This window comes from Parerythrobacter lacustris (genome assembly GCF_024626475.1).
GTDB lineage: Bacteria > Pseudomonadota > Alphaproteobacteria > Sphingomonadales > Sphingomonadaceae > Parerythrobacter_A > Parerythrobacter_A lacustris.
In genome coordinates this window covers 137042-158550 of the sequence record NZ_JANKHH010000007.1, presented here as the reverse complement: position 1 = coordinate 158550, position 21509 = coordinate 137042, and the positions used below count along the sequence as shown (strand labels likewise).

Here is a 21509-nt window from a genome sequence, read left to right as displayed (position 1 = left end):
GGATCCACGGCGGACCCTGCCCATGGATTCCCGCCTTCGCGGGAATGACAAGCGAGAGGGGGTAGAAGAGTACCTAATCAAACCAGCGGCGCGCATTGCCGGGAACGCGCAGGCCGAGCCATACCGCCGATGCCACCAGCGCCGCCGCCAGCCCGCAAGCCGCCGCGACCGCGCTCGATTCCTTGCCGCCCTGCATAAAGATGCCGAGCAGCGCCCAGCCGAAGGTCAGGGCATACCACGGGTTGCCCATGCTGCGCGCCACCGCGACCGCGACGATGGCCCCTCCGACCAGCACCAGCAACGCGCCGACCAGCGGGTACTCGTAACCCCCCGCCACGCCGTAATAGACCAGGCTGGCTGTGATATTGACGATGGTTGCTGCGGTCAGCCACCCCGCCAGCGCGCTGAACACGATGGTGACGAACAGCCGTTCCTGCTTCGTGAACTGGCGCGGGAAAAAGACCATGGTCCGCAGGATCGCGAGCAGCGAAACCAACGCGCCGGTGATGATCAGCGCCGAGATCGCGGTCAAAGTGCTGAACTGGGTATAGGCTGCCCAGACCCCTTGCAGGCCGAGCGCCGGGACTGCCCACCAGCCGATCCGGTCGAGCAGGGCATTGTTGCGCTGGTTCGGCAGGGCCTGCCAGACTGCGAAGATCACGCTTCCGGCAAACAGCGGCCCCCACACGGCGAAGGCCCAGCCGACCGGGGTGATCACGGTGCGCAGGCCATCCGACCGGTTGCCGATCGGTTCCCCATAGCCCAGCTCGGGCAGATAGGACGCCCCGACCTGGACGATCACGGCAAGGATAATGGCGATGCGCTGGGCTATGCTGCGCTGAACTGGATCGGTCATACCCGTAAAACCCGGGCCTGCGCCTGCCGTTCCCTATTCCTCGAGATTGCGAAGATCGGTGAAGGCCGCACGTGCACCGCAGCTGATGAAGTTCTGCGCCTCGTCCGGGGTATCGCCCATATTGCCCGAATAGCGCAGCGTTATCCGGCCGTTGCGGACGCGGAACAGCGGCACCTTGGTGCCGTCGTCGGCAACCCCGGCATACCAACCGGTCGCCCGGTCATACACCGCGCCATCAACCCCGAAGGTGCAGGTGTGGGCATTGCCGCCGAGTGCCTCGCCCTCGCCCGCCAACGTTCCGTCCTCCCGGCCGGTCAGCGTGATCGACTGGTAGGAGGCGGCGCGCAAGGTCGGCACGATCCGGCGATAAAGCTCGGTTGCCCTGAAGTCTGCCGGCAGGGGCAGCAGGTCTTCCTCGAAGGTCACGCTGGCATCGGGTGCCAGCACGAACCGCGTGCCGAGCGCGCCGTAGAGCTGTTCGAGCCGCGTCTCATAGGCCTGCTCGATGCAATCGCGATCGGTGCAGGCGTTGCGGCTACGCAGCCACGCGCGCTGGCTTTCGAGCGTGACCTTGCCGCTTTCGCGCAGCGAGGTGAAAGCTTCCGACAGCTCTCGGTCGAGCGCGCGCAATTGGCTCTCATACTCACCGCAGATCACGCGTTCGGCGGTGTTGCCCGCCTTGGCGCATTCGAACGACGGGCGGTCATCCTCCACCGTCAGCGCCGCGTCGCGCAGGCGGAGGAACTCCTCGCGCGTTAATCGCACGGTATTGTCGGGCCAGCCATCTTCCTCGAACCAGCCGCTCGCCAGCACCACATCGCCATCGATCACCCCCTCGCCAAGATGGCGCACCGCGCGCGGGCCGATCCGCGTGTCGGCAAAGCGCGCGCCGGCGAAGCTGTCGTAGCCCCAAACCGGAAAACTCGCGAGATCGGCGCGGGTGAGGTCGGCACCTCCGAAATCCGCCCCGCCGCTGCCGCCGCAGCTTTCGTCCATGGTGATCCCGCAGCGGAACCGGAAGCCTTCCATCACGGCATCGCGGAACACGGTGCCTTCGAGATTGCTCGTCCAGTTCGCGCCCTGCCACAAGGCCCCTGTCAGGGACGCCTCGCTAAGGTCCGCCCCGCTCAGATCCACGCCTTCGAACACGGTTGCATCGAGGCCGGACTGCGCCATTTGCGCGCCGGTCAGCTTCGCCGCGATGAACCGGGTCCCGGTGGCTTCACCGCCGCGCCAGTCGGTGCGCGACAGATCGCTCTCGATATAGCAGGCGACCTGCCCGGGGTTGGCGAGCGGGCGCATGTCTTCATCGCTGAAATCGCCGCCGATCACGGCCACCCGTCCCTCGCGCCGGTTAGCGATCACGGTGACCAGTTCGGCGGCGGAGGTAAAGCTGCGGGCGTCGATCACCGCATCGGGCGATGCGAGCCCGGGGCAGGCCTCCATCGCGTATTCGATCTTGCTGTCGCTCTCGGGTGCGGCAGGTGTCGATGCCGCAAGGACCAGAGCCAGAACCGTTGCTGCTGCCATATCACCGTGCCTCCCCGTCTCGCGCCATAGCGCAATAGCGCCCCTACCTGCCACGCCATGGGCACGCGATGAACGAAAACAGGTAAAATGCCAGGAGGCCTGTAAGCCGGGTTCTGTCCCGCAGCCGGTATCTTGCGACCAGCGCTGCGGGGGCAGCCATTCGTCTAGGCGGCGGATTGCTCCGCGCGCTCAGGCAGCCAACCCGGGTCTCTCGCGGCGAAACGCCACTGCCCTTGCACCGAAATGCTTGGGCGCGAGACCCCTATTTGGCCTTGCTCCGGGTGGGGTTTGCCATGCGGGCGCCGTTACCGAAGCCCCGGTGCGCTCTTACCGCACCCTTTCACCCTTGCCTGAGACCTTTAGGGTCCATCGGCGGTATACTCTCTGTGGCACTTTCCCTGAATGTCCGCCCGAAGGCGCACACCCGGCGGGCGTTACCCGCCACCCTTGTTTCGTGGAGCCCGGACTTTCCTCTCCTCCTTGCGAAGCAGCGGCTGCCCGGCCCCCTGGCGCAACGGATATAGGCGCACGCGCGGGGATTGGAAAGCCGGGTGCCTATCGCTCACGGCTCGACGATCTCGAACAGCGGATCGGGCTGGTCGAGCGCGCTGAACATCGTGAGCAAGGCGAGCGGATTGCCGTCCAGCTTCGCCGCGCCCGACTGAACCAGCGCCGGCAGATCCACCTGCTGCGCCAGCACGCGGTTGAAATCCGCCCGCGCGATGGTGAGCGTGACTGCCGCACCCTCCGCCGTCCCCGCGCGCGGGAACAGCACGCTCTTGCGCAGGTCGACCGTCACCGCTTCGCCGGTGTCGGTGAAGTGGAACTGCAGCACCGCTTCGCCCCCCTGCATCTTCGCCGGGTTGAACCTGGTGCCGAGCGAATTGAACAGGTCGAGCGTGGGGATGGCGGCGATGACTTCGCTTGTCGCGGTGGTCAGCGCGCTGCTGTCGGGCGGGCTGCGCAGGTCTTCCGTCGCGGAGAGATAGAGATTGCGCCAGGTGCCGCCTTCGGCCTGAAACCCCAACTGTTCGTAGGTCGAGGCAAGCCAAGCGCGGGCATCGGGATTGTCGGGCTCGGCGAAGACCAGATGTTGCAGCAGCGTCGCAGCCCAGCGATAGTCGCCTGCCTCGAACGCCGCCTGCCCTTGCGCCAACGCCTTTTCCGCCCCGCCCAGCGCTGCAATCCAGCGCTTGGCTTCCTCGTCCTTGGGCAGTGGGTCGTAATCCGCCGGGACCGCATTCCACCAGCCGAAATAGCGCTGGTACACCGCCTTCGAATTGTGTTCGAACGTCCCGTAGTAACCGCGCGTGCCGAAATCGCTGGCGGCGAAATCGGGCTCGCCGATCATCTCGGCGATCTCGTCCATCGTGTGGCCCCAGTTCGCCAACCGCAGCGTCTGGTCGTGGGTGTAGCGATAGGTATCGCGCTGATTGCGCAGCTTCTGCCGCACCTCGTCCGCCCCCCAGCTCGGCCAGTGATGCGAGGCGAGCATGACATCGCTCCGCTCGCCGAAGCGGGTCAGCATGGTGTCGATCTTGCGGCTCCATTGCAGGCTGTCGCGCACGAGCGCGCCGCGCGGGGTGAGCACGTTGTGGAAATTGCGGGTCACCACCTCGGCGGTGTGCAGCGCGCGGAACTGCGGCAGGTAGAAGACGAACTCCGACGGCGCTTCGGTCTGCCCGGTGTCGAGGAACTCGAAGGCGATGCCGTCGATCTCCAGCGTCTCGCCTTCGGTCGACAGCTCGCGCGTCGGCGGCAGCAGGCCGATCGGGCCAACCGAAAGCTTCGGTCCCAATCCCACCCCGATCACGCCTTTTGCTCCGGTCGGCACCTTGCTGCCGAACTGGTACTGCGCCCGGCGGCCCATCGCCGTTCCCGCGAGCACGCTCTCACCGACCGTTTCGGCCATGAAACCGTGGGGCGCGTAGATCTTGACCTTGCCGCTGGCGAGATCGTCGCGGCTGGTCACGCCGAGTACGCCGCCGAAATGGTCGCCGTGGCTGTGGGTGTAGATCACCGCCACCACCGGGCGCTTGCCCAGCGTGCGGTCGGCAAGGTCCAGTCCGGCTTTTGCGGTGGCGGGGGTCAGCAGCGGATCGACCACGATCCAGCCGCTCTTGCCCGCGATCAGCGTCATCACCGAAATATCGTAGCCGCGCAGCTGGTAGATGCCGGGGACCACTTCGAACAGGCCGTGGATCGCGGTCAGCTGGCTCTGCCGCCAGAGCGAGGGATTGGCGGTTTCGGGCGCTTCGGCATCGAGGAAATCGAACGCATCGATGCTCCAAGCGACCGTGCCATCCTCGTTGAGGATGTCGCGATCGAGCTGCGCGAGCATCCCGCGCGAGGCATCCTCGAAATCCGCCTGGTCGGCCAGCGGCAGGCGCTCTGCAACGGCGGCATTCGCTGCTGCGGTCTGCGGTGTAGCTGTGCCCACCGGCGGCGCATTGGCCACCAGCATGGCTGACAGCGCAACCAGTGCCAAAGCCGAATATCGTTTCATGCAGTTCTCTCCCAACCCATGACTATCCGATCGCGCCGAACCGCGCCAACGGGTGTTCTCGATCCGTCGGGCCGTGGGAGAGTACGGCCCTTGCAGCGGAATAGCGCGCTTCGCAGGCCTTGCCCAGCTTCAGGATTTCAGCGCGTCGCGCCCCGGTCCCGCTCGAGCAGCAGCTGGAACAGGATCGCGCGGATCTGCCCGTCGATCTGGCCGTCGATCTTTTCCGGTCGCCAGCGGCGCTGGAAGGCCTCGACCGCCTTGTGCCCGTCGGTGATGTCGTAGCCGAAGCGCTCGAGTGCGAGGTAGAACGCGCCGTCGTTGTCGAACGGATCGCCCAGCTCGATCTTGGGGCGCGGCAGGCACAGCCCGTATTCGGCCAATCGGCTCCAGGGGAAGAGTTCGCCCGGATCGACCTTGCGCGCCGGCGCGACGTCCGAATGCGCGACGACATTGGCGCGCGGGATGTCGTATTGCCGGACGATGCGATGCAGCAGCGGAATCAGCGCATCGATCTGCGCCTCGGCAAACTCGCGATAGCCGAGCAGGTGGCCGGGGTGGTCGAGCTCGATCCCGATGCTGGCCGAATTCACGTCCTTGTGCCCACGCCAGTAGGAGGCACCCGCGTGCCATGCGCGGTGCTCCTCTGGCACCAGCCGCACGACTTCGCCTTCCTCGGTGATCAGGTAATGCGCGCTGACCGACGCTTCGGGATCGCACAGCCGATCGATCGCGGTCTCGACCGGCTTCATTTCGGTATAGTGCAGCACGACCATCGAGATTGGCAAGCTGCGCTCGTTGAAATTGGGCGACAGCTGCTCGCGATGGACCAGCTCGTCCTTCATGACGATATCCGGCTGCGCGAGGCTTGCCGGAAGGGCATCAGCCGATCAGCCCTTCGGGTTCGGGCAGGACAGCCCCCAGAACGAGCATACCGTCGCCCAGCTGGTACTGCAGCCCGCCCCCTGCCCTGTCGGCCAGCAGGTGGAGCATATGCGCCGGGGCGGTGCGACCGGTGAGCTGATCGGGATCGAGTTCACCTTGCAATGCGTGACCGATGTCCTCGTCGAAGGCGAGCCGTGGGCCGGATGCGCGAACGACGATTTCGGTCGCACCGTCGCGCCGCTCGGCCCCGATGTCGAGCGTCCCACCGCGGATCAGCGCATCGATCGCGATATGCGCAAGGTTGAGCAGGACCTTGATCGCATCCTTCGGCAGCTTGCTGTCGGCGAGCGCCCAGTTGGCCGTGATCCGCTTGTTCTCGCCAATCAGCGAGTCGATCGCCGCCCGAGATTCCGCGACTTCCACCATTTCGCCGTATCCACCGGCGGCGCCGAATGCGAGGCGAAAGAACTTGAGCTTGTCCGCGCTCGCCCGGGCGCTCTGTTCCAGCAGGTCCATGCACTTGGCGCGCATTTCGGGATCGCGCTCGTCCGCCAGCAGCTCGAGGCCGTTGTTGAGCGCGCCGATGGGCGAGAGCATATCGTGGCACAGGCGTGAACAGAGCAGGGCGGCAAGATCGACGGATGAGGGCATGGAAGAGGAGCGGGGCTTTCGTAAGCTGGAATTGACGATGCGCCGTCTTAGGCAGGTCTTACGCGAAGGGAAAGCCGCTCGAAGCCGCTCGGCGCATCTTTCCAGCCGTTGATCGATCCGCCGGCGACGATCAGCCACATCCGCCCGTCGCCTGCCGCCATTGCGCCGTCGGTGGCGGAAGGCTCGGCGCGCCCGTTGGGGTGCGAGTGGTAGTAGCCGAGCACCTGCGGACCGCCCTGTCGCGCGGCGCGATGCGCATCGATGAGCGCCTGCGGATCGATTTCGAAATGGGTTTCTGGCGAGGGATGCACATTGGTGGCGGGGCGCATGGCGGTGATGCACTCCCCCTCCCCCAGCAGGATGCCGCAGCATTCGCGCGGGTGGGCGGCACGCGCTTCGGCCAGCAGGCATTCGACCACTTCGCTTGTCACTTCCCGTTCCATCGCGCATGGCTCTAGCATGAGCGAAGGCGATGTCATCACGGGGCGGCTGGAAAGCGCAGGCCGGATCGACAAGCTGCTCGCCGAGGCCACCGGGCTTTCGCGCGAGCGGGTCAAGGCGCTGATGGGCGAAGGCGCGGTCACGGTGGGCAAGACCGTGGCAACTAACCCCTCGCAAAAGATGCAGCCGGGGGCGAATTTTTCCATCGCCCTGCCGCCGCCAGAGGAGCCCGAGGCACAGCCGCAGGACATCCCGCTGGCCATCGTGTTCGAGGACGAGCACCTGATCGTGGTCGACAAGCCGGCCGGCATGGTGGTCCACCCTGCAGCGGGAAATCGAGACGGGACGCTGGTCAACGCGCTGCTGCACCATTGTGCCAGAAGCGGCAAAGGCCAACTGAGCGGCATCGGCGGGGTCGCGCGGCCCGGGATCGTCCACCGGATCGACAAGGACACTTCTGGTTTGCTGGTTGTTGCGAAAACTACTGCCGCGCATGAGGGGCTCGCCGCGCAATTCGCCGACCATTCGATCCACCGGCGCTACATCGCCGTATGCGGCGGGCATCCCGAACCGGCGGAAGGCACGATCGCGTCCCGGCTCGGCCGGTCCGACGCTAACCGCAAGAAGATGGCGGTGCTGCCCGATACGTCGACCCGCGGGAAGCACGCCGTCACCCATTACCGTGTGACGGAAAAACTCAAGGATTGCAGCCTGTTGGAGTGCCGTCTCGAAACCGGTAGAACCCACCAGGTGCGCGTTCACTGCGCGTCAATCGGCCATGCGCTAGTGGGGGATCCCGTGTACGGAAGCACCCCGAAATCATTAAGGCCGCTCCTCGCAAGGCTGGGATTTGCCCGTCAGGCATTGCACGCTGCGGAGCTCGGTTTCGTCCATCCCGCGACGGGCGACACGGTCGAATTCCGGGCCGACCTGCCTCGCGACATGCGGGAACTTATCGACGAAACCACTCGTTGAAATCGACGAAAATCAGTGAAAATTTCCGCCGATTGGTCTATATGTAACAACGTGGCCCGACAGAGCGGATGCCCATCAGGGGTCCGCCGCGCGAGGTCGACGCAGAAAGGTTAGGGACGAAGTGAGCAATACAAGAGCTTTGAGCGTACCGGCGCTCGGTGGTGAGCAGGGGCTCAACCGCTATCTCTCGGAAATCAAGAAATATCCCGTGCTGACGCCCGAGCAGGAATACATGCTCGCCAAGCGTTACGAAGAGCACGAAGATCCCGAAGCTGCGGCGCAGCTCGTGACCTCGCACCTGCGCCTCGTGGCAAAGATCGCGATGGGTTATCGCGGCTACGGCCTGCCGGTGTCCGACCTCATTTCCGAAGGCAATGTCGGCCTGATGCAGGGCGTGAAGAAGTTCGAACCCGAACGCGGTTTCCGCCTCGCGACCTACGCGATGTGGTGGATCAAGGCGTCGATCCAGGAATATATCCTGCGTTCGTGGAGCCTCGTGAAGATGGGCACCACCGCCGCGCAGAAGAAGCTGTTCTTCAATCTGCGCCGAATGAAGAAGAACCTCGACGCCTACGAAGACACCGACCTGCACCCCGACGATGTGAAGAAGATCGCGACCGATCTCGGCGTGGCCGAGCAGGAAGTGGTCAACATGAACCGGCGGATGATGATGGGCGGCGACGGCTCGCTCAACGTCTCGATGCGCAATGGCGAGGAGGGCAGCGGCGAGTGGCAGGACTGGCTGACCGACGACCGCCCGCTGCAGGACGAGACCGTGGCCGAGGCCGAAGAATCGACCGTGCGGCACGAAATGCTGCTCGAGGCGATGGGCTCGCTTAACGACCGCGAGAAGCACATCCTCACCGAACGGCGGCTGACGGACAACCCGCAGACGCTGGAGGAACTGAGCCAGGTCTACGACGTCAGCCGCGAACGCATCCGCCAGATCGAGGTGCGCGCGTTTGAAAAGCTTCAGAAGGCGATGCAGCGCATCGCCGGCGAAAGGCTGCTGCCGGGCATCGCGTGACGCTCGGACTGAAGTCCGCAATTCGGGGCCCCGCACGATTTCGGTCGCGCGGGGCCTTGTTGTATCGCTCCGGGCAAGGCCTTAAACGGGCCGGATGATGTACCGTATTGCCCGCTTTTTCGCGAAGCTCGTCCTCTGGTTCGTCGGGCTCAGCGTTCTGCTGGTGCTGGTCTACAAATGGGTGCCGGTGCCGATCACCGCGACGATGGCGCTCGACGAGAACGGGATCACCAAGGACTGGGAGCCGCTGTCGAACATCGACCGCAATCTGGTGACCGCGGTCATCGCTGCGGAAGACGGCAAGTTCTGCACCCACAACGGGTTCGACACCGAAGCGATCGAGCAGGCGATCGAGAACAACGCCAGGGGCGGCCGAATAAAGGGTGCCTCGACGATCAGCCAGCAGACCGCAAAGAACGTCTTCCTGTGGCAAGGCGGGGGCTATGTCCGCAAGGGGTTCGAGGCGTGGTTCACCTTTCTGATCGAGAACGTGTGGGGCAAGCGGCGGATCATGGAGGTCTATCTCAACGTCGCCGAGACCGGGATCGGTACTTACGGCGCCGAAGCCGGGGCGCAGCGGTACTTCAACCGCTCTGCCACGCGGCTGACCACCAACGAAGCCGCGCGCATGGCCGCCGCGCTGCCGCTGCCCAAGGAACGCTCGGTCACCAACCCGACCGGCTTCACCCGCCGCTATGGCAACACCATCGCCGCGCGCATGGGCGTGGTACGCCGCGACGGGCTGGACGCCTGCGTTTATCAGTGACCTTGCGATAGCAGCGGGCTTGGCGCGTGGCCGCATTTCGCGCACCGATTCAGCCGCTTGCGCATCCCCGAAATTCAGTTATGTTGTATCATTACGAAATAGGATATTTTATATCATACTGATTTGATTGCATTTTTATTGCCTATCGCACTGCCTTTCGGTAGCGCGAGCGTCAGAAACGGGTCCGGTAAGGGGAGCGCGCGGATTGGGGCACGCACATGCACATGGCGACCATTCGCATGGCGACGCTCACGGCGGCGGGCATGCGCATGCGCATTCCCACGGCTCCGGCCACAGCCACGCCCCGAAGGATTTCGGTACCGCGTTCCTCGTCGGCATCGTGCTCAATTCAGCTTTCGTGGTGGTCGAAGCGGTCTATGGCTATATCTCCGGCTCGATGGCGCTGGTCGCCGATGCGGGGCACAACCTGTCCGATGTGCTCAGCCTGGTGCTGGCATGGGGGGCGAGCGTCGCCGCGAAGCGTCCGCCGAGCGCGCGCTTCACCTATGGCTACAAGAGTTCGACCATCCTCGCCGCGGTCGCCAACGCCGCGCTGCTGATGGTGGCGGTGGGAGCGATTCTGGTCGAGACGCTGCAGCGCTTGTGGAACCCCGCCCCGATCGAGGGAATGACCATGGTGGTGGTCGCCGGCATCGGGATCGCGATCAACACCGGCACCGCGCTCCTCTTCCTGCGCGGGCGGCATGACGATCTCAACATTCGCGGCGCCTTCCTGCACATGGCAGCCGATGCGCTGGTCTCGGTCGGGGTGGTGATCGCGGGCGTGCTGATCCTCACAACGGGCCAGCTATGGATCGATCCCGTCACCAGCCTGCTGATCGTCGCGGTGATCGCCTGGGGCACGCTGGGCCTGGCCAAGGATAGCATGAAGCTCGCGCTGCTCGGCGTGCCGCAAACCGTGTGCGAGGCGGGCGTGCGCAGCTATCTCGCGGGTCTCCCCGGGGTAACGGCGGTGCATCATCTGCACATCTGGCCGATGTCCACCACCGAGACCGCGTTGACGGTCCATCTGGAGATGCCCGGCGGCCATCCGGGCGATGCATTCCTGCGCGAGCTTGCCCACACGCTGGAGCACGATCACCGGATTTGCCATGCGACGATCCAGATCGGTACCACCGGCGGCGCAGGCTGCCGTTTCGATCCGACGCACGCGGCATCGTGACGCGCTTTCCCCGCTTATTCGGCCTGTTGGCCGCCGCTGCGGCCACTTCCACCGCCGCGCAACCGGCCGATCCCCCCGAGCAGTTCTACTGCTCTGCCGAAGCCAGCGGTGAGGACGGCGCGCTGGTTTATGTCGCGCTTTACGTCGAACCGGACGGGCGGATTGTCGGCACCTTTGCGGACTGGACCCCGCCGCATGACGGGCCGCGCCCGGACGACGCCGACGGACAGCCCGAGTTCGATCTTCGCGTAGCCTACCATGAGGCGAGCGCGGATGGTGTCGGCGTTCCCGCGACACCCACCGTCCAAATGCAACTGTTGGATACGGCGGCGACGGTCGACGAGCTATCCGGGCGATGGGCGGGCCTGACCGTCGAGGCCCGAAGCGCAGACAATGTCGCGAGCTACCCGCTGGTGCGCCCGACTTATGCCCTCGATCTCATTGGATGGCTCGTGCTGGAGGCTCCGCTGGAGATGCTCGGCTCCGAGTATGCCGGAAAGGTGCGGATCGCCGTTACCGACGCCGCAGGCCATCCGGTCGCAGCATTCGAATCCGACCTGTCGAAAACTGCCCAGCGCAACCAGCTTTTCCGGAAGGCTTATCACGAAGCAGCGCGCAAGGCTCGCGCACCCGAAGCTTGCGACCCCACGTCCAGCGAGGTCGATGCATAGCGGTTGAGATTGCGCCGCAGCCGTGCAACAGGTTCAGCCGATGTGGCGCAGGTGGGTCTTTCGTATCGGTATGATCGCGCTTGCGCTTGGTGCCGCGCTCTATGGCCTCAACGCGTTTTCCAAGGCGAAATGTACCCAGTTGACTGGCGAACTGACCTGCCGGGTCGAAACGCGCGAGAAGCTGGTCCCGCTCAGCTTCGATGACGGCCCGACGCCCGAAGGGGTCGCAGCCGTCCTGCCCATTCTTGCCGAATACGACGCGAAGGCGACGTTCTTTCTGATCGGCAAAGATATGGAGCGCCACCCACAGGAAGCGGGCAGGATCCTCGAAGCCGGGCACGAGCTAGGAAACCACAGCTTCAGCCATCAGCGCAACATCGGATACAGCCGCGCGTTCTACCGCAGCGAGCTCGAACAGACGGAGGCCTTGCTCGCGGCAGCGGGTTCGGATTCGGGACTGTTTCGCCCGCCGTTCGGGCGGAAGCTGCTCGGGCTGCCGCTCGAAGCGCGGGATGCGGGCCTGCACACCATCATGTGGGACGTCGAGGACCAGCCGGAGCGCTTCACCGATCCCGCCGCCTATGCAGAGGACATACTCGACCGGGTCCGGCCCGGCTCGATCATCCTGATCCATCCGATGTATCGCCACAACCAGGCGGCGCGCGAAGCCCTGCCCGCGATACTTTCCGGGTTGCGGACACGCGGCTACGAGATCGTCACCGTCGGCGAACTGCTTGAGCGAACCGGCTCTCGCGGGGGCCCGGCGCAATGAGCAACGCAGCGCGCGCCCGCCTGACCGGTGCCATGCAGCGACTCGCCACCGGCGACAAGCGGGCGCTGGAGGAAGTCTACCGCCTCACCAATGTGAAGCTTTTCGGCATCTGCCTGCGTATCTTGGGGGACCGAAAGGAGGCCGAAGACGCGTTGCAGGACGTCTATCTCAATCTGTGGCGGCGGGCCGACCGCTTCGATCCCGAACGGGCGAGCCCGATCAGCTGGCTGGCGACCTTCGCGCGCAACCGCGCGGTGGATCGGCTGCGCACGGGCAAGGTCCGCGCCGGGTCGGTCCCGGTCGAGGCCGCCGCCGAACTGCCCGATGCCGCCCCGCTCGCGGACGACTTGCTGATCGATGCCGAGCGTGCAGAGCGGGTTCATGGCTGCCTCGATACGCTCGACGAAAATACCAGCGATGCGATCCGCGCGGCGTTCTTCGGCGGGCACACCTATGCCGAGCTGGCCGAGGCGCAGGAGGTCCCGCTGGGGACGATGAAGAGCTGGATCCGCCGCGGGCTGGCAAAGCTCAAGACGTGCCTGGAGAAGGGCGAATGACCGAACGCGACCAGTTTGCCGCCGAATATGCGCTCGGCCTGCTCGAGGGCGAGGAATTGCTGGTGGCCCGCGCCCGCGCGGCGCGTGAGCCGGACTTCGCCGATGCGGTTGCTTTCTGGGAAGCCAAGCTCGCGCCGCTGCTGGACGACATTGGCGGGGCCGCGCCCTCACCCGCGCTGTGGCAGCGGATCGAGGCGGCAATCGAGGATGCGCCGGCCAGCGGCGAGATCGTCGACCTGCGCCAGCGGCTGCGCTTCTGGCGCTTCGCCAGTTTCGGTGCGGCGGCAGCGGCAGTCGCGGCTTTCGCCCTCGTGCTGATCCAGCCCTTGCCGAGCGCGCCCGGTCCGCAGACTGCCGAAGCGCCGATGGTCGCCAACATCCCAATCGGCGATACCGACCTGCGGCTGGCGGTGACCTACCTGCCCGACCGCAGGGAAATGCTCGTCTCCGCCAGCGGGCTGACGGCGGACGGCGTGCACGATCACGAGCTGTGGCTGGTGCCGGACGAAGGCGAACTGCGCTCGCTCGGCGTGGTCAGGCCGGGCGAGGAGGTGCGCATGCCGCTCGACCCTGGCCTTGCTGCGCTGATCCACAACGGCTCGCAGATGGTCCTCACCCGCGAACCGATCGGGGGCAAGCCGCCCGCTGCGGCCGCCGGCCCGGTGGTTGCCGAAGGCACCTTCGCAACCATCTGACAAACGGCGCGAAAGTTTTTTTGCATCCGCGCCAGAACACGCTGCGTAACTCCTCCCGACAAGCAGGACGGGGCTTGATCGCCAAGAGGAGAATGCAATGCCGATGTCATCCAAATTGAAAGCCGCCGCTCTCGCCGCCGTAGCCGCGACGGGCACCTTCGCCATCGCCACCACCGCGCCGGTCGCCGCGCATGACCATGGCAAGGCTGCGAGCATGCAGCCGACCATCGTTTCCGCCGCGCAGGGCACCGGAGTGCACAACACGCTGGTCACCGCCGTAACCGCCGCCGGCCTCGTCGATACGTTGTCCGGCCCCGGCCCCTTCACCGTATTCGCACCGACCGACACCGCTTTCGCCAAGCTGCCCGACGGGACTGTCGGCACCCTGGTCAAGCCCGAGAACAAGGGCATGCTGACCAATGTCCTGACCTATCATGTGGTGAAGGGCAGCGTCTCGGCAGCCGACCTGACCGCGCTGATCAAGCGTCATGGCGGCACCGCCACCATTGACACGCTGTCGGGCGGCAAGCTGACCGCGCGCCTTTCCGGCAACACCATCGTGATCACCGACGCCGCAGGCCGCGCGACCGCCGTCACCCAGGCCGACGTCAAGGTTTCAAACGGCGTGATCCACGTGACCGACGGGGTGTTCCTCCCCGCCTGACCCTCTTCCCCGCGGCGCTGCCCGCTTCCAATCCCGCACGGCAGCGCCCACTGAGCCCCGCTCGGCCAAATTCCTCCGGCCGGGCGGGGTTTTTCACAAGTTGTTTGCTACCAAGTACCTCCCCGTTCCGCTAGGAAATGGGGAGGTGGCAGCGGCGTCAGCAACTGACAGAGGACTCCGGTGCGATGCGGACCTGCCTAGCTGCCGGGATCACCACCGTCGCTTACATCGATGGCTGCATCTTCACCATCCAATCTCGCGCGATGAACAGCTGCGAGATTGTCGACCGTGACCAATGTATTGGGGTGCGAGGGACCGAGAACTCGCTGCTTCGCCTTGAGAACATCGACGAAAACACGTTCGGCATCGTCCAGCCGACCGAGAACCAGATAGCTGCCGCCGAGATTGTTCTTCGCGGTCAGCGTCTCGGGGTGATCGTCTCCCAGGATCCGGCGAAATTGATCGATAAGTTCGGTTTGTAGCTCGAACGCTTGGTCGACCTTCCCCATATCCAAGTAGAGTGATGCGAGGTTGGCGGTCGAAGTCAGCGTCTCCTGCTCCTCCGGCCCAAGCCACTCCGTAAATCCAGCGATACATTCGAGGTAGAGCGCTTCGGCCTCGGCGTATTTACCAGTCTCGTGATGGATGCCGGCCAAGTTGTTCATCTAAATAAGCGTGTCGGGGTGCCCGGCGCCCAGCACCTCCCGACAAAGCTCAATCGTGCTCGCGAACAGCTCCGCAGCCTCGTCAAAGCGCTCCTGCGCCTGGAATATCGTCGCGAGATTATTCTTATAATGCAGGGTTTCGACGCTCGCTTCTCCAGACCCGTCGATCGACAACGCCAGACCTGACCGGGTCATGGATTCAGCTTCGGCCAGATCACCCAAACGAAAGTATACATTAGCCCTGAAGCGCTGGAGGTAGAGGGTGAGTTCGTCTGCTGGTCCAAATGCGGCGGTCGATGCTGCGATAAGCTCGTCATACACCGTCCCAGCCTCGTCATAGTGCCCTGCCAACATGGCATGCCTTGCCTTGTCCGCACGCTGCTTGAGGTACTTTCGCGATTCGGCATCTGCATCGGCTTCGGTCGAGGCAATTGCGGCCGGTACGTTGAGGATTGTGCTGGTCGCTAGCAGCACGCCAATGATAAGCCAGCGCGTCGGCGCATGAATCAAGCCGCCTCTTCCTTCGCTTCGTCCTTGGAGCCGTCCATCACGCGGACCGGGTCCTTGCGGCCTTCGACCACATCCTTGTCGACCACGATCTCGCTCACGCCTTCCATGTCGGGCAGGTCGAACATCGTGTCGAGCAGGATCGCCTCGACGATCGAGCGCAGGCCGCGTGCGCCGGTCTTCCGCTTGATCGCCTTCTCCGCGATCACCCGCAGTGCATCGTCGGTGAAGGTCAGCTCGACATCCTCAAGCTCGAACAGCTTGCGGTACTGCTTGACCAGCGCGTTCTTCGGTTCGCTGAGGATGGTGACCAACGCATCGATATCGAGGTCGTTGAGCGTCGCGATCACCGGCAGGCGGCCAACGAATTCGGGGATCAGGCCGAACTTGAGCAGGTCTTCCGGCTCGCTCTTCTCGAGCAGTTCGCCGACCTTGCGCTTGTCCGGATCGGCGACATGCGCGCCGAAGCCGATGCTGCGCTTCTGCAGGCGGTCGGCAATGATCTTGTCCAGCCCGGCAAACGCACCGCCGCAGATGAACAGGATGTTGGTCGTATCGACCTGGAGGAATTCCTGCTGCGGATGCTTGCGGCCGCCCTGCGGCGGGACGCTTGCGGTGGTGCCTTCCATCAGCTTGAGCAGCGCCTGCTGCACCCCTTCACCCGAAACGTCGCGGGTGATCGAGGGGTTTTCCGCCTTGCGGGTGATCTTGTCGATCTCGTCGATATAAACGATGCCGTGCTGCGCCTTGTCGACGTTGTAGTCAGACGACTGGAGCAGCTTGAGAATGATGTTCTCGACATCCTCGCCGACATAGCCCGCTTCGGTCAGAGTGGTCGCATCGGCCATGGTAAAGGGAACGTCGAAGGTGCGGGCCAGCGTCTGCGCCAGCAGTGTCTTGCCCGAGCCGGTCGGGCCGACCAGCAGGATGTTCGACTTGGCCAGCTCCACATCGCCCGATTTCGAGGCGTGGTTGAGCCGCTTGTAGTGGTTGTGCACCGCGACCGATAGCACGCGCTTGGCGCGTTCCTGCCCGATCACATAGTCGTTGAGCGTCGCGCAAATCTCGCTCGGCGTCGGGACTTCGCCTTCCTTGCGGCCGCTGAGACCGGCCTTGGTTTCTTCACGAATGATGTCGTTGCACAGCTCGACGCATTCGTCGCAGATGAACACCGTCGGCCCCGCGATGAGCTTCCTCACCTCGTGCTGCGACTTACCGCAGAAACTGCAGTACAGGGTGCTCTTGCTATCGGTTCCGCTCAACTTGGTCATATTCCTGTAGTCCCGAATCCGCGCATGCACATGCTTAGCACGGCAGATTCGACCAACCTTAAGGCCGGATGGTCATTAATCAACACATCGGATGTAGCATTTGGCCCTTGCCACAAGCTGAAGCGGCACGGTTGCCGAAATGCTACAGTTAACGTCCCGATGTGGGTCGGTCCTTCGAGACGCTCGGACGTATGTCCTCGCTCCTCAGGATGAGCGGCGTATTTCATATCCGCTCATCCTGAGGAGCCGAAGCCGCAGGCAGAGGCGTCTCGAAGGATTACTCGGGCGCGCCGCCCGAGCCTGCATCGGCCTGTTCCTCGTTCTCGGGACGGGTTTCGAACACCTTGTCGACGAGGCCGAATTTCATCGCCTCGTCGGCTTCGAGGAAGGTGTCGCGGTCCATCGCCTTCTCGATCTCTTCCAGGCTGCGGCCGGTGAACTTGACGTAGAGGTCGTTCATCCGCGCGCGGATGCGGAGAATTTCGCGGGCCTGGATCTCGATGTCCGACGCCATTCCGCGCGCCCCGCCCGAAGGCTGGTGGATCATGATCCGCGAATTGGGCAGCGCGATCCGCATGCCCGGCTCGCCCGCCGCAAGCAGGAAGCTGCCCATGCTTGCCGCCTGCCCGATGCACACGGTCGAGACGCGCGGCTTGATGTACTGCATGGTGTCGAAGATCGACAGCCCCGCAGTAACCACCCCGCCGGGCGAGTTGATATACATGCTGATCGGCTTGGACGGGTTCTCGCTTTCGAGGAACAGCAGCTGGGCCACGATCAGCGAGGCCATGCCGTCTTCCACCTGACCGGTGACGAACACGATGCGTTCGCGCAGCAGGCGGCTGAAGATGTCGAAGCTGCGTTCGCCGCGGCTGGTCTGCTCGACCACCACCGGCACCAGCGCTCCGGTCACCGGATCGCGGGTGAATTGCCCCTGCGTGCCGTAAGTCTCGCCAAGCTGGTCGCGAACGTCGATCATGAAAGCCTCTCGTCTCGAATGGACCGCCTATGTCGGACGGGCGCGCGCGATGTTCAAGGGGCTTAACCTTCTTCTCGTCCGTGCGGCCCGGATTAACCCCCGATGAGTTGCCCGTTGCGACGCGTCTCTGCATTCGTCGCCGCAATCGTGCCGCCCGTCGACTGGCGATTACGCTTGTCGTCGCAATCGACAAGGGGGGCTGCGGGAGGAACGAACCATCACCTGCATTTACGCCCCTTGTCCCCCGATCTCGTTCGCCGCTGCGCTGCTGGCGGGGGTTTCCCTTTTCGCGTCCCCGGCCGCTGCGCAGGACGCACCAGCCGATTCTCCGCAAGAGAGCGCGGCGGTCCCGTCGGCGGCCGAGACACAGGGCCGTGTCTTCACGCCGGAATACTTCGCCCAGTTCGCCCCGCGCAATGCGCTCGACATGGTCGCCCGCATCCCTGGTTTCACCATCGACGACGGCAACAACGGCCAGCGCGGTCTGGGGCAGGCGAACCAGAACGTGATCGTCAACGGCGCGCGCTTCTCGAGCAAGTCGGACAGCATCCGCGACCAGCTCTCGCGTATCTCCGCGAGCGATGTGGTACGGATCGAGATTCTCGACGGAACTGCGCTCGACATTCCGGGGCTTTCCGGACAGGTCGCCAATGTGGTCTACACATCGAACGGCACATCAGGGCAGTTCGTCTGGCGCACGGGCTTCCGCCCGCACAACACCGAGGCCCAGCTTTATGGCGGAGAGGTTTCGGTGACCGGCAAGACCGGTGCGCTCGGCTATACCTTCTCGCTGTCCAACCCCAACGACCGCTTCGGCGCGGACGGCCCGACGCTGATCACCGATGCCGACAGCACTGTGATCGAGGAACAGTTCAGCAAGTTCTCGGGCAAATACGACAATCCGAAATTCTCCGCCAACCTGAGCTACGATTTCGGCGGCGAAACCGTCGCCAACCTCAACGCCAGCTATGGCGCGGATTTTCTCGACCAGCGCATCCCGGAAATCGCGACAAGGCCCGACGGCCTCGTCCGCACCCGCGACTTCTTCTACACCGAAGATGGACCCGAATACGAAATCGGCGGCGACATCGAGTTCCCGCTCGGCCCGGGCAAGCTTAAGCTGATCGGGCTCGAGCGGTTCGAGCGCGACAACGGGGTGAGCCAGCTGGTCGACAGCTTCAGCGGCGGGCGCGACACCACCGGCTTCCGCTTCGCCGACACCAACGCAATCGGCGAGCGGATCGGGCGCTTCGAGTACGGCTGGAACATGTGGCAGGCGGAATGGCAGGTTTCGGGCGAAGCCGCGTTCAACCGCCTCAATCGCACATCGGAGTTGTTCGAGCTCGATGATAACGGCGAGTTCGTCGAGCTCGACTTTACGGCGGGCAATGGCGGGGTGACCGAAAACCGCTACGAAGCGCTGCTGTCGGTCAGCAAACAGCTGACGCCGAAGCTGTCGCTCCAGTTCACCGGCGGGGGCGAATATTCGAAGATCGAGCAGACCGGTTCGGCGGCCAATTCACGCAGTTTCCAGCGCCCCAAGGGTTCGCTCTCGCTGGCATGGAAACCGCGCGACGATTTCGACCTCTCGCTCGAATTCCGCCGCCGGGTCGGACAGCTGTCGTTCGGCGACTTCCTCGCCAGCGTGAACCTGCAGAACGAGAACCAGAACGGCGGCAACAACGGCCTGCAGCCCGACCAGAGCTGGAACATCGAACTCGAAGTCAACAAGCGGCTCGGCGAATGGGGTTCGGCCAAGCTCCAGCTGCGCCAGGCATGGTTCGAGGATTTCGTCGATTTCTTTCCGCTCGAAAACGGCGGCGAGGCGCGCGGCAATATCGGCGACGCCACCCGCTTCCACCTCGAACTCAACACCACGCTGAGGGGTGACCCGATCGGCTGGCAGGGCGCGCGGCTGGATGTGAAGGCGCTCAACCGATGGATGAACCTGACCGATCCCTTCACCGGGCTCGACCGTCCGTTCTCCTACGATCTCAAGCGCCTGATCGATGTCGACTTCCGCTACGATGTGCCTGGCAGCGACTGGGCCTTCGGTTCGGGCGTCTCCTCCCAGACCAATGTCGCCTATTCCAGGCGGCAGGAGGTCGGGCGGGATTACGAAGGCCCGACATTCATGAACCTGTTCGTCGAGCACAAGGACGTGTTCGGGCTCAAGGTTTCCGCGACCTATGGCAACATCCTCAATGCGCGCAACAAGTTCGACCGCACAGTGTTCGATGGCGACCGGCCCGATGCGCCGGTGCTGTTCGTGGAGACCCTCAACCGACGGATCGGCCCGATCTTCCGCTTCAGCGTCAGCGGGAACCTGTAGCCGCTTGCGCGCCGTCCCCATGCCGCGCATTGTGACGCGATGGGCAACAGATCTCGTGTCATCGAAGTGGTCGGCGCTGTAGCGCTGGGCGCCTTTGCAACCCCGCTCGCCGCGCAGGATTGCGCGCTTCCGGCACGGATAACCCCGGCCGAAAGCGCCGCCCGTCAGGCACTCGACCGGATCGAGCAACTCGACGACGCCGGGCCGCAGCTCAACGCGGTCATCGCGGTCAATCCCGATGCCCCGTGCGATGCCTATGCCGGCGAGAAATCGGGTGGACCGCTCAACGGGCGCACCGTGCTGATCAAGGACAATATCGAAACCCGCGAGTTGCCCACCACCGCAGGTTCGCTCGCCCTCGCCAACAACAACACCGGCCGCGACGCGCCTCTCGTCGCTTACCTGCGCAAGGCCGGCGGCGTTGTGCTGGGCAAGACCAACCTCAGCGAATGGGCCAATATCCGCAGCGATAATTCGACCAGCGGGTGGAGCGCAGTCGGCGGGCTGGTGCGCAACCCCCATGCCACTGACCGCAACAGCTGCGGTTCATCCTCCGGCAGCGGCGCGGCGGTGGCCGCAGGCTTCGCCTGGGCGGCGATCGGGACCGAGACCAACGGCTCGATTTCCTGCCCCGCCTCGATCAACGGCATCGTCGGCTTCAAGCCGAGCGTCGGCCTCGTCAGCCGGACCCATGTGGTGCCGATTTCGAGCACACAGGACACGCCCGGTCCGATGACGAAGACGGTTTACGACGCCGCACTGCTGCTCGGCGCGATCGCGGGCGAGGATCCCGCCGATCCGGTGACCATGGCGGTGCCCGGCCGCCGGAGCGACTATACCGCAGGTCTCTCCGAATATTCGCTCCAGGGCGTGCGAATCGGCGTGATGCGCAAGCAGATCGGCAACCGGGCCGATGTGAAGGCGGTGTTCGAAACCGCGCTGGCAGACATGGAACGGCAGGGGGCGGTGCTGGTCGACATCGAATTCGAACCGGACACGAAGATGTACGAGGACAGCTTCATCGTGCTGCTGTTCGAGCTGCGCGAGGAAATGGGCAAATACCTCCGCTCGCTTCCCCACGTCGCAGGGCGCGACAATATGCCGCGCAGCCTCGCCGACCTGATCACATTCAACACAGCGCACGCCGAGGAGGAAATGCGCTGGTTCGGGCAGGAGCTGTTCGAACTGGCGGAGAAAACCACCGACCGCGAAGCCTATGAGACAGCGCGCGAGAATGCGGTGCGGATCGCAGGTCAGGAGACGCTCGACAAGCTGCTGGCGGAGCACGACGTACAGTTCCTCGTGGCCCCGACGCGCGGGCCGGCATGGACCAGCGACCTCGTCAATGGCGACAATTACAACGGCAGCATCGGCTTCGGCAGCCCGGCGGCGATTGCGGGCTATCCGCACCTCACCGTGCCGATGGGCGCGGTCGAGGGGCTACCGGTCGGGATCAGCTTCTTCGGCGCGAAATGGGCCGATCACGAGGTGCTGAAAGTCGGTGCGGCCTACGAGCGCGCCCGCAGCGCCCAGATACCCGAGCCTTCCTTCGGGCCCTGGAAGCCCGCCGCGCGTTGAG

The 21509-nt window shown here is 64.6% G+C and carries 21 protein-coding genes and 1 other RNA gene; 11 read left to right on the top strand and 11 right to left on the bottom strand.

The annotated features are described in order from the left end of the window. Nucleotides 1-73 precede the first annotated feature (73 nt). The 7 genes from NSO95_RS12675 to NSO95_RS12645 all read right to left on the bottom strand — a co-directional run bounded on the left by NSO95_RS12675 (nucleotide 74) and on the right by NSO95_RS12645 (nucleotide 6904). A complete protein-coding gene (locus NSO95_RS12675) occupies nucleotides 74-856 on the bottom strand; it encodes a TspO-related membrane protein (protein ID WP_257596640.1) in 783 nt (260 codons plus the stop codon). Nucleotides 857-889: 33 nt separating this feature from the next. Continuing rightward, entirely contained in the window at nucleotides 890-2386 is a 1497-nt protein-coding gene (locus NSO95_RS12670; RefSeq protein ID WP_257596639.1) for a pentapeptide repeat-containing protein, read from the bottom strand. A gap of 86 nt (nucleotides 2387-2472) precedes the next feature. Then, nucleotides 2473-2896: RNase P RNA component class A (rnpB, locus tag NSO95_RS12665), an RNA gene on the bottom strand. A 52-nt stretch (nucleotides 2897-2948) separates the two neighbouring features. After that, nucleotides 2949-4892: an alkyl/aryl-sulfatase gene (locus NSO95_RS12660; protein ID WP_257596638.1), complete on the bottom strand. Its 1944-nt coding sequence runs from the start codon at nucleotides 4890-4892 to the stop codon at nucleotides 2949-2951. Between the two features lie 137 nt (nucleotides 4893-5029). Next, on the bottom strand, nucleotides 5030-5734 hold the full coding sequence (locus tag NSO95_RS12655; protein ID WP_257596637.1) for an N-acetylmuramoyl-L-alanine amidase: 705 nt from the start codon (nucleotides 5732-5734) through the stop codon (nucleotides 5030-5032). A 37-nt stretch (nucleotides 5735-5771) separates the two neighbouring features. After that, nucleotides 5772-6425, bottom strand: a complete 654-nt coding sequence (locus tag NSO95_RS12650) for a histidine phosphotransferase family protein (RefSeq protein WP_257596636.1) — start codon at nucleotides 6423-6425, stop codon at nucleotides 5772-5774. Nucleotides 6426-6472: 47 nt separating this feature from the next. Then, nucleotides 6473-6904 carry a M67 family metallopeptidase gene (locus tag NSO95_RS12645; RefSeq protein ID WP_257596635.1) on the bottom strand — a complete coding sequence of 144 codons (432 nt, stop codon included), beginning with the start codon at nucleotides 6902-6904 and terminating at the stop codon, nucleotides 6473-6475. Between NSO95_RS12645 and NSO95_RS12640 the strand changes: the two genes are divergently transcribed. From NSO95_RS12640 to NSO95_RS12600, 9 genes are all read left to right on the top strand, one after another. Then, the gene (locus NSO95_RS12640) at nucleotides 6885-7841 is read left to right on the top strand and encodes an RluA family pseudouridine synthase (protein ID WP_257596634.1); all 957 of its coding nucleotides are present in this window, start codon (nucleotides 6885-6887) and stop codon (nucleotides 7839-7841) included. The two genes, NSO95_RS12645 and NSO95_RS12640, sit on opposite strands and share 20 nt — an antisense overlap. A gap of 121 nt (nucleotides 7842-7962) precedes the next feature. After that, nucleotides 7963-8868, top strand: coding sequence for an RNA polymerase sigma factor RpoH (gene rpoH, locus NSO95_RS12635; RefSeq protein ID WP_257596633.1), 906 nt, complete (start codon nucleotides 7963-7965; stop codon nucleotides 8866-8868). A gap of 97 nt (nucleotides 8869-8965) precedes the next feature. Then, nucleotides 8966-9634: a monofunctional biosynthetic peptidoglycan transglycosylase gene (gene mtgA / locus NSO95_RS12630; protein ID WP_257597046.1), complete on the top strand. Its 669-nt coding sequence runs from the start codon at nucleotides 8966-8968 to the stop codon at nucleotides 9632-9634. Between the two features lie 205 nt (nucleotides 9635-9839). Further along, entirely contained in the window at nucleotides 9840-10817 is a 978-nt protein-coding gene (locus NSO95_RS12625) for a cation diffusion facilitator family transporter (protein ID WP_257596632.1), read from the top strand. Nucleotides 10818-10843: 26 nt separating this feature from the next. Next, a complete protein-coding gene (locus tag NSO95_RS12620; protein WP_257596631.1) occupies nucleotides 10844-11488 on the top strand; it encodes a hypothetical protein in 645 nt (214 codons plus the stop codon). A gap of 40 nt (nucleotides 11489-11528) precedes the next feature. Next, nucleotides 11529-12260, top strand: a complete 732-nt coding sequence (locus NSO95_RS12615) for a polysaccharide deacetylase family protein (protein ID WP_257596630.1) — start codon at nucleotides 11529-11531, stop codon at nucleotides 12258-12260. Next, nucleotides 12257-12817: a sigma-70 family RNA polymerase sigma factor gene (locus NSO95_RS12610; protein WP_257596629.1), complete on the top strand. Its 561-nt coding sequence runs from the start codon at nucleotides 12257-12259 to the stop codon at nucleotides 12815-12817. The genes NSO95_RS12615 and NSO95_RS12610 overlap by 4 nt, the downstream gene beginning before the upstream one ends. Then, nucleotides 12814-13512 carry an anti-sigma factor gene (locus NSO95_RS12605; protein WP_257596628.1) on the top strand — a complete coding sequence of 233 codons (699 nt, stop codon included), beginning with the start codon at nucleotides 12814-12816 and terminating at the stop codon, nucleotides 13510-13512. Before NSO95_RS12610 ends, NSO95_RS12605 begins: the two co-directional genes overlap by 4 nt. 97 nt (nucleotides 13513-13609) lie before the next feature. Continuing rightward, nucleotides 13610-14176, top strand: a complete 567-nt coding sequence (locus tag NSO95_RS12600) for a fasciclin domain-containing protein (RefSeq protein ID WP_257596627.1) — start codon at nucleotides 13610-13612, stop codon at nucleotides 14174-14176. Between the two features lie 197 nt (nucleotides 14177-14373). On the opposite strand, the gene NSO95_RS12595 is transcribed toward NSO95_RS12600, so the two are convergent. The 4 genes from NSO95_RS12595 to clpP form a co-directional block, all read right to left on the bottom strand. Beyond that, entirely contained in the window at nucleotides 14374-14841 is a 468-nt protein-coding gene (locus NSO95_RS12595) for a tetratricopeptide repeat protein (protein WP_257596626.1), read from the bottom strand. Then, nucleotides 14842-15351, bottom strand: a complete 510-nt coding sequence (locus NSO95_RS12590) for a tetratricopeptide repeat protein (RefSeq protein WP_257596625.1) — start codon at nucleotides 15349-15351, stop codon at nucleotides 14842-14844. Next, on the bottom strand, nucleotides 15348-16619 hold the full coding sequence (gene clpX, locus NSO95_RS12585) for an ATP-dependent Clp protease ATP-binding subunit ClpX (RefSeq protein WP_257596623.1): 1272 nt from the start codon (nucleotides 16617-16619) through the stop codon (nucleotides 15348-15350). Before clpX ends, NSO95_RS12590 begins: the two co-directional genes overlap by 4 nt. Nucleotides 16620-16896: 277 nt before the next feature. Then, nucleotides 16897-17598, bottom strand: coding sequence for an ATP-dependent Clp endopeptidase proteolytic subunit ClpP (clpP, locus tag NSO95_RS12580; protein ID WP_257596622.1), 702 nt, complete (start codon nucleotides 17596-17598; stop codon nucleotides 16897-16899). A gap of 199 nt (nucleotides 17599-17797) precedes the next feature. Here clpP and NSO95_RS12575 point away from each other — a divergent pair, with 199 nt between their 5' ends. Together NSO95_RS12575 and NSO95_RS12570 are read left to right on the top strand one after the other, a co-directional pair. Further along, nucleotides 17798-19930 carry a TonB-dependent receptor plug domain-containing protein gene (locus NSO95_RS12575; RefSeq protein WP_301332647.1) on the top strand — a complete coding sequence of 711 codons (2133 nt, stop codon included), beginning with the start codon at nucleotides 17798-17800 and terminating at the stop codon, nucleotides 19928-19930. Nucleotides 19931-19969: 39 nt separating this feature from the next. Next, nucleotides 19970-21508 (top strand): amidase, encoded by a 1539-nt coding sequence (locus tag NSO95_RS12570; RefSeq protein WP_257596621.1) that lies wholly within the window; start codon nucleotides 19970-19972, stop codon nucleotides 21506-21508. Nucleotide 21509: the final 1 nt, after the last annotated feature.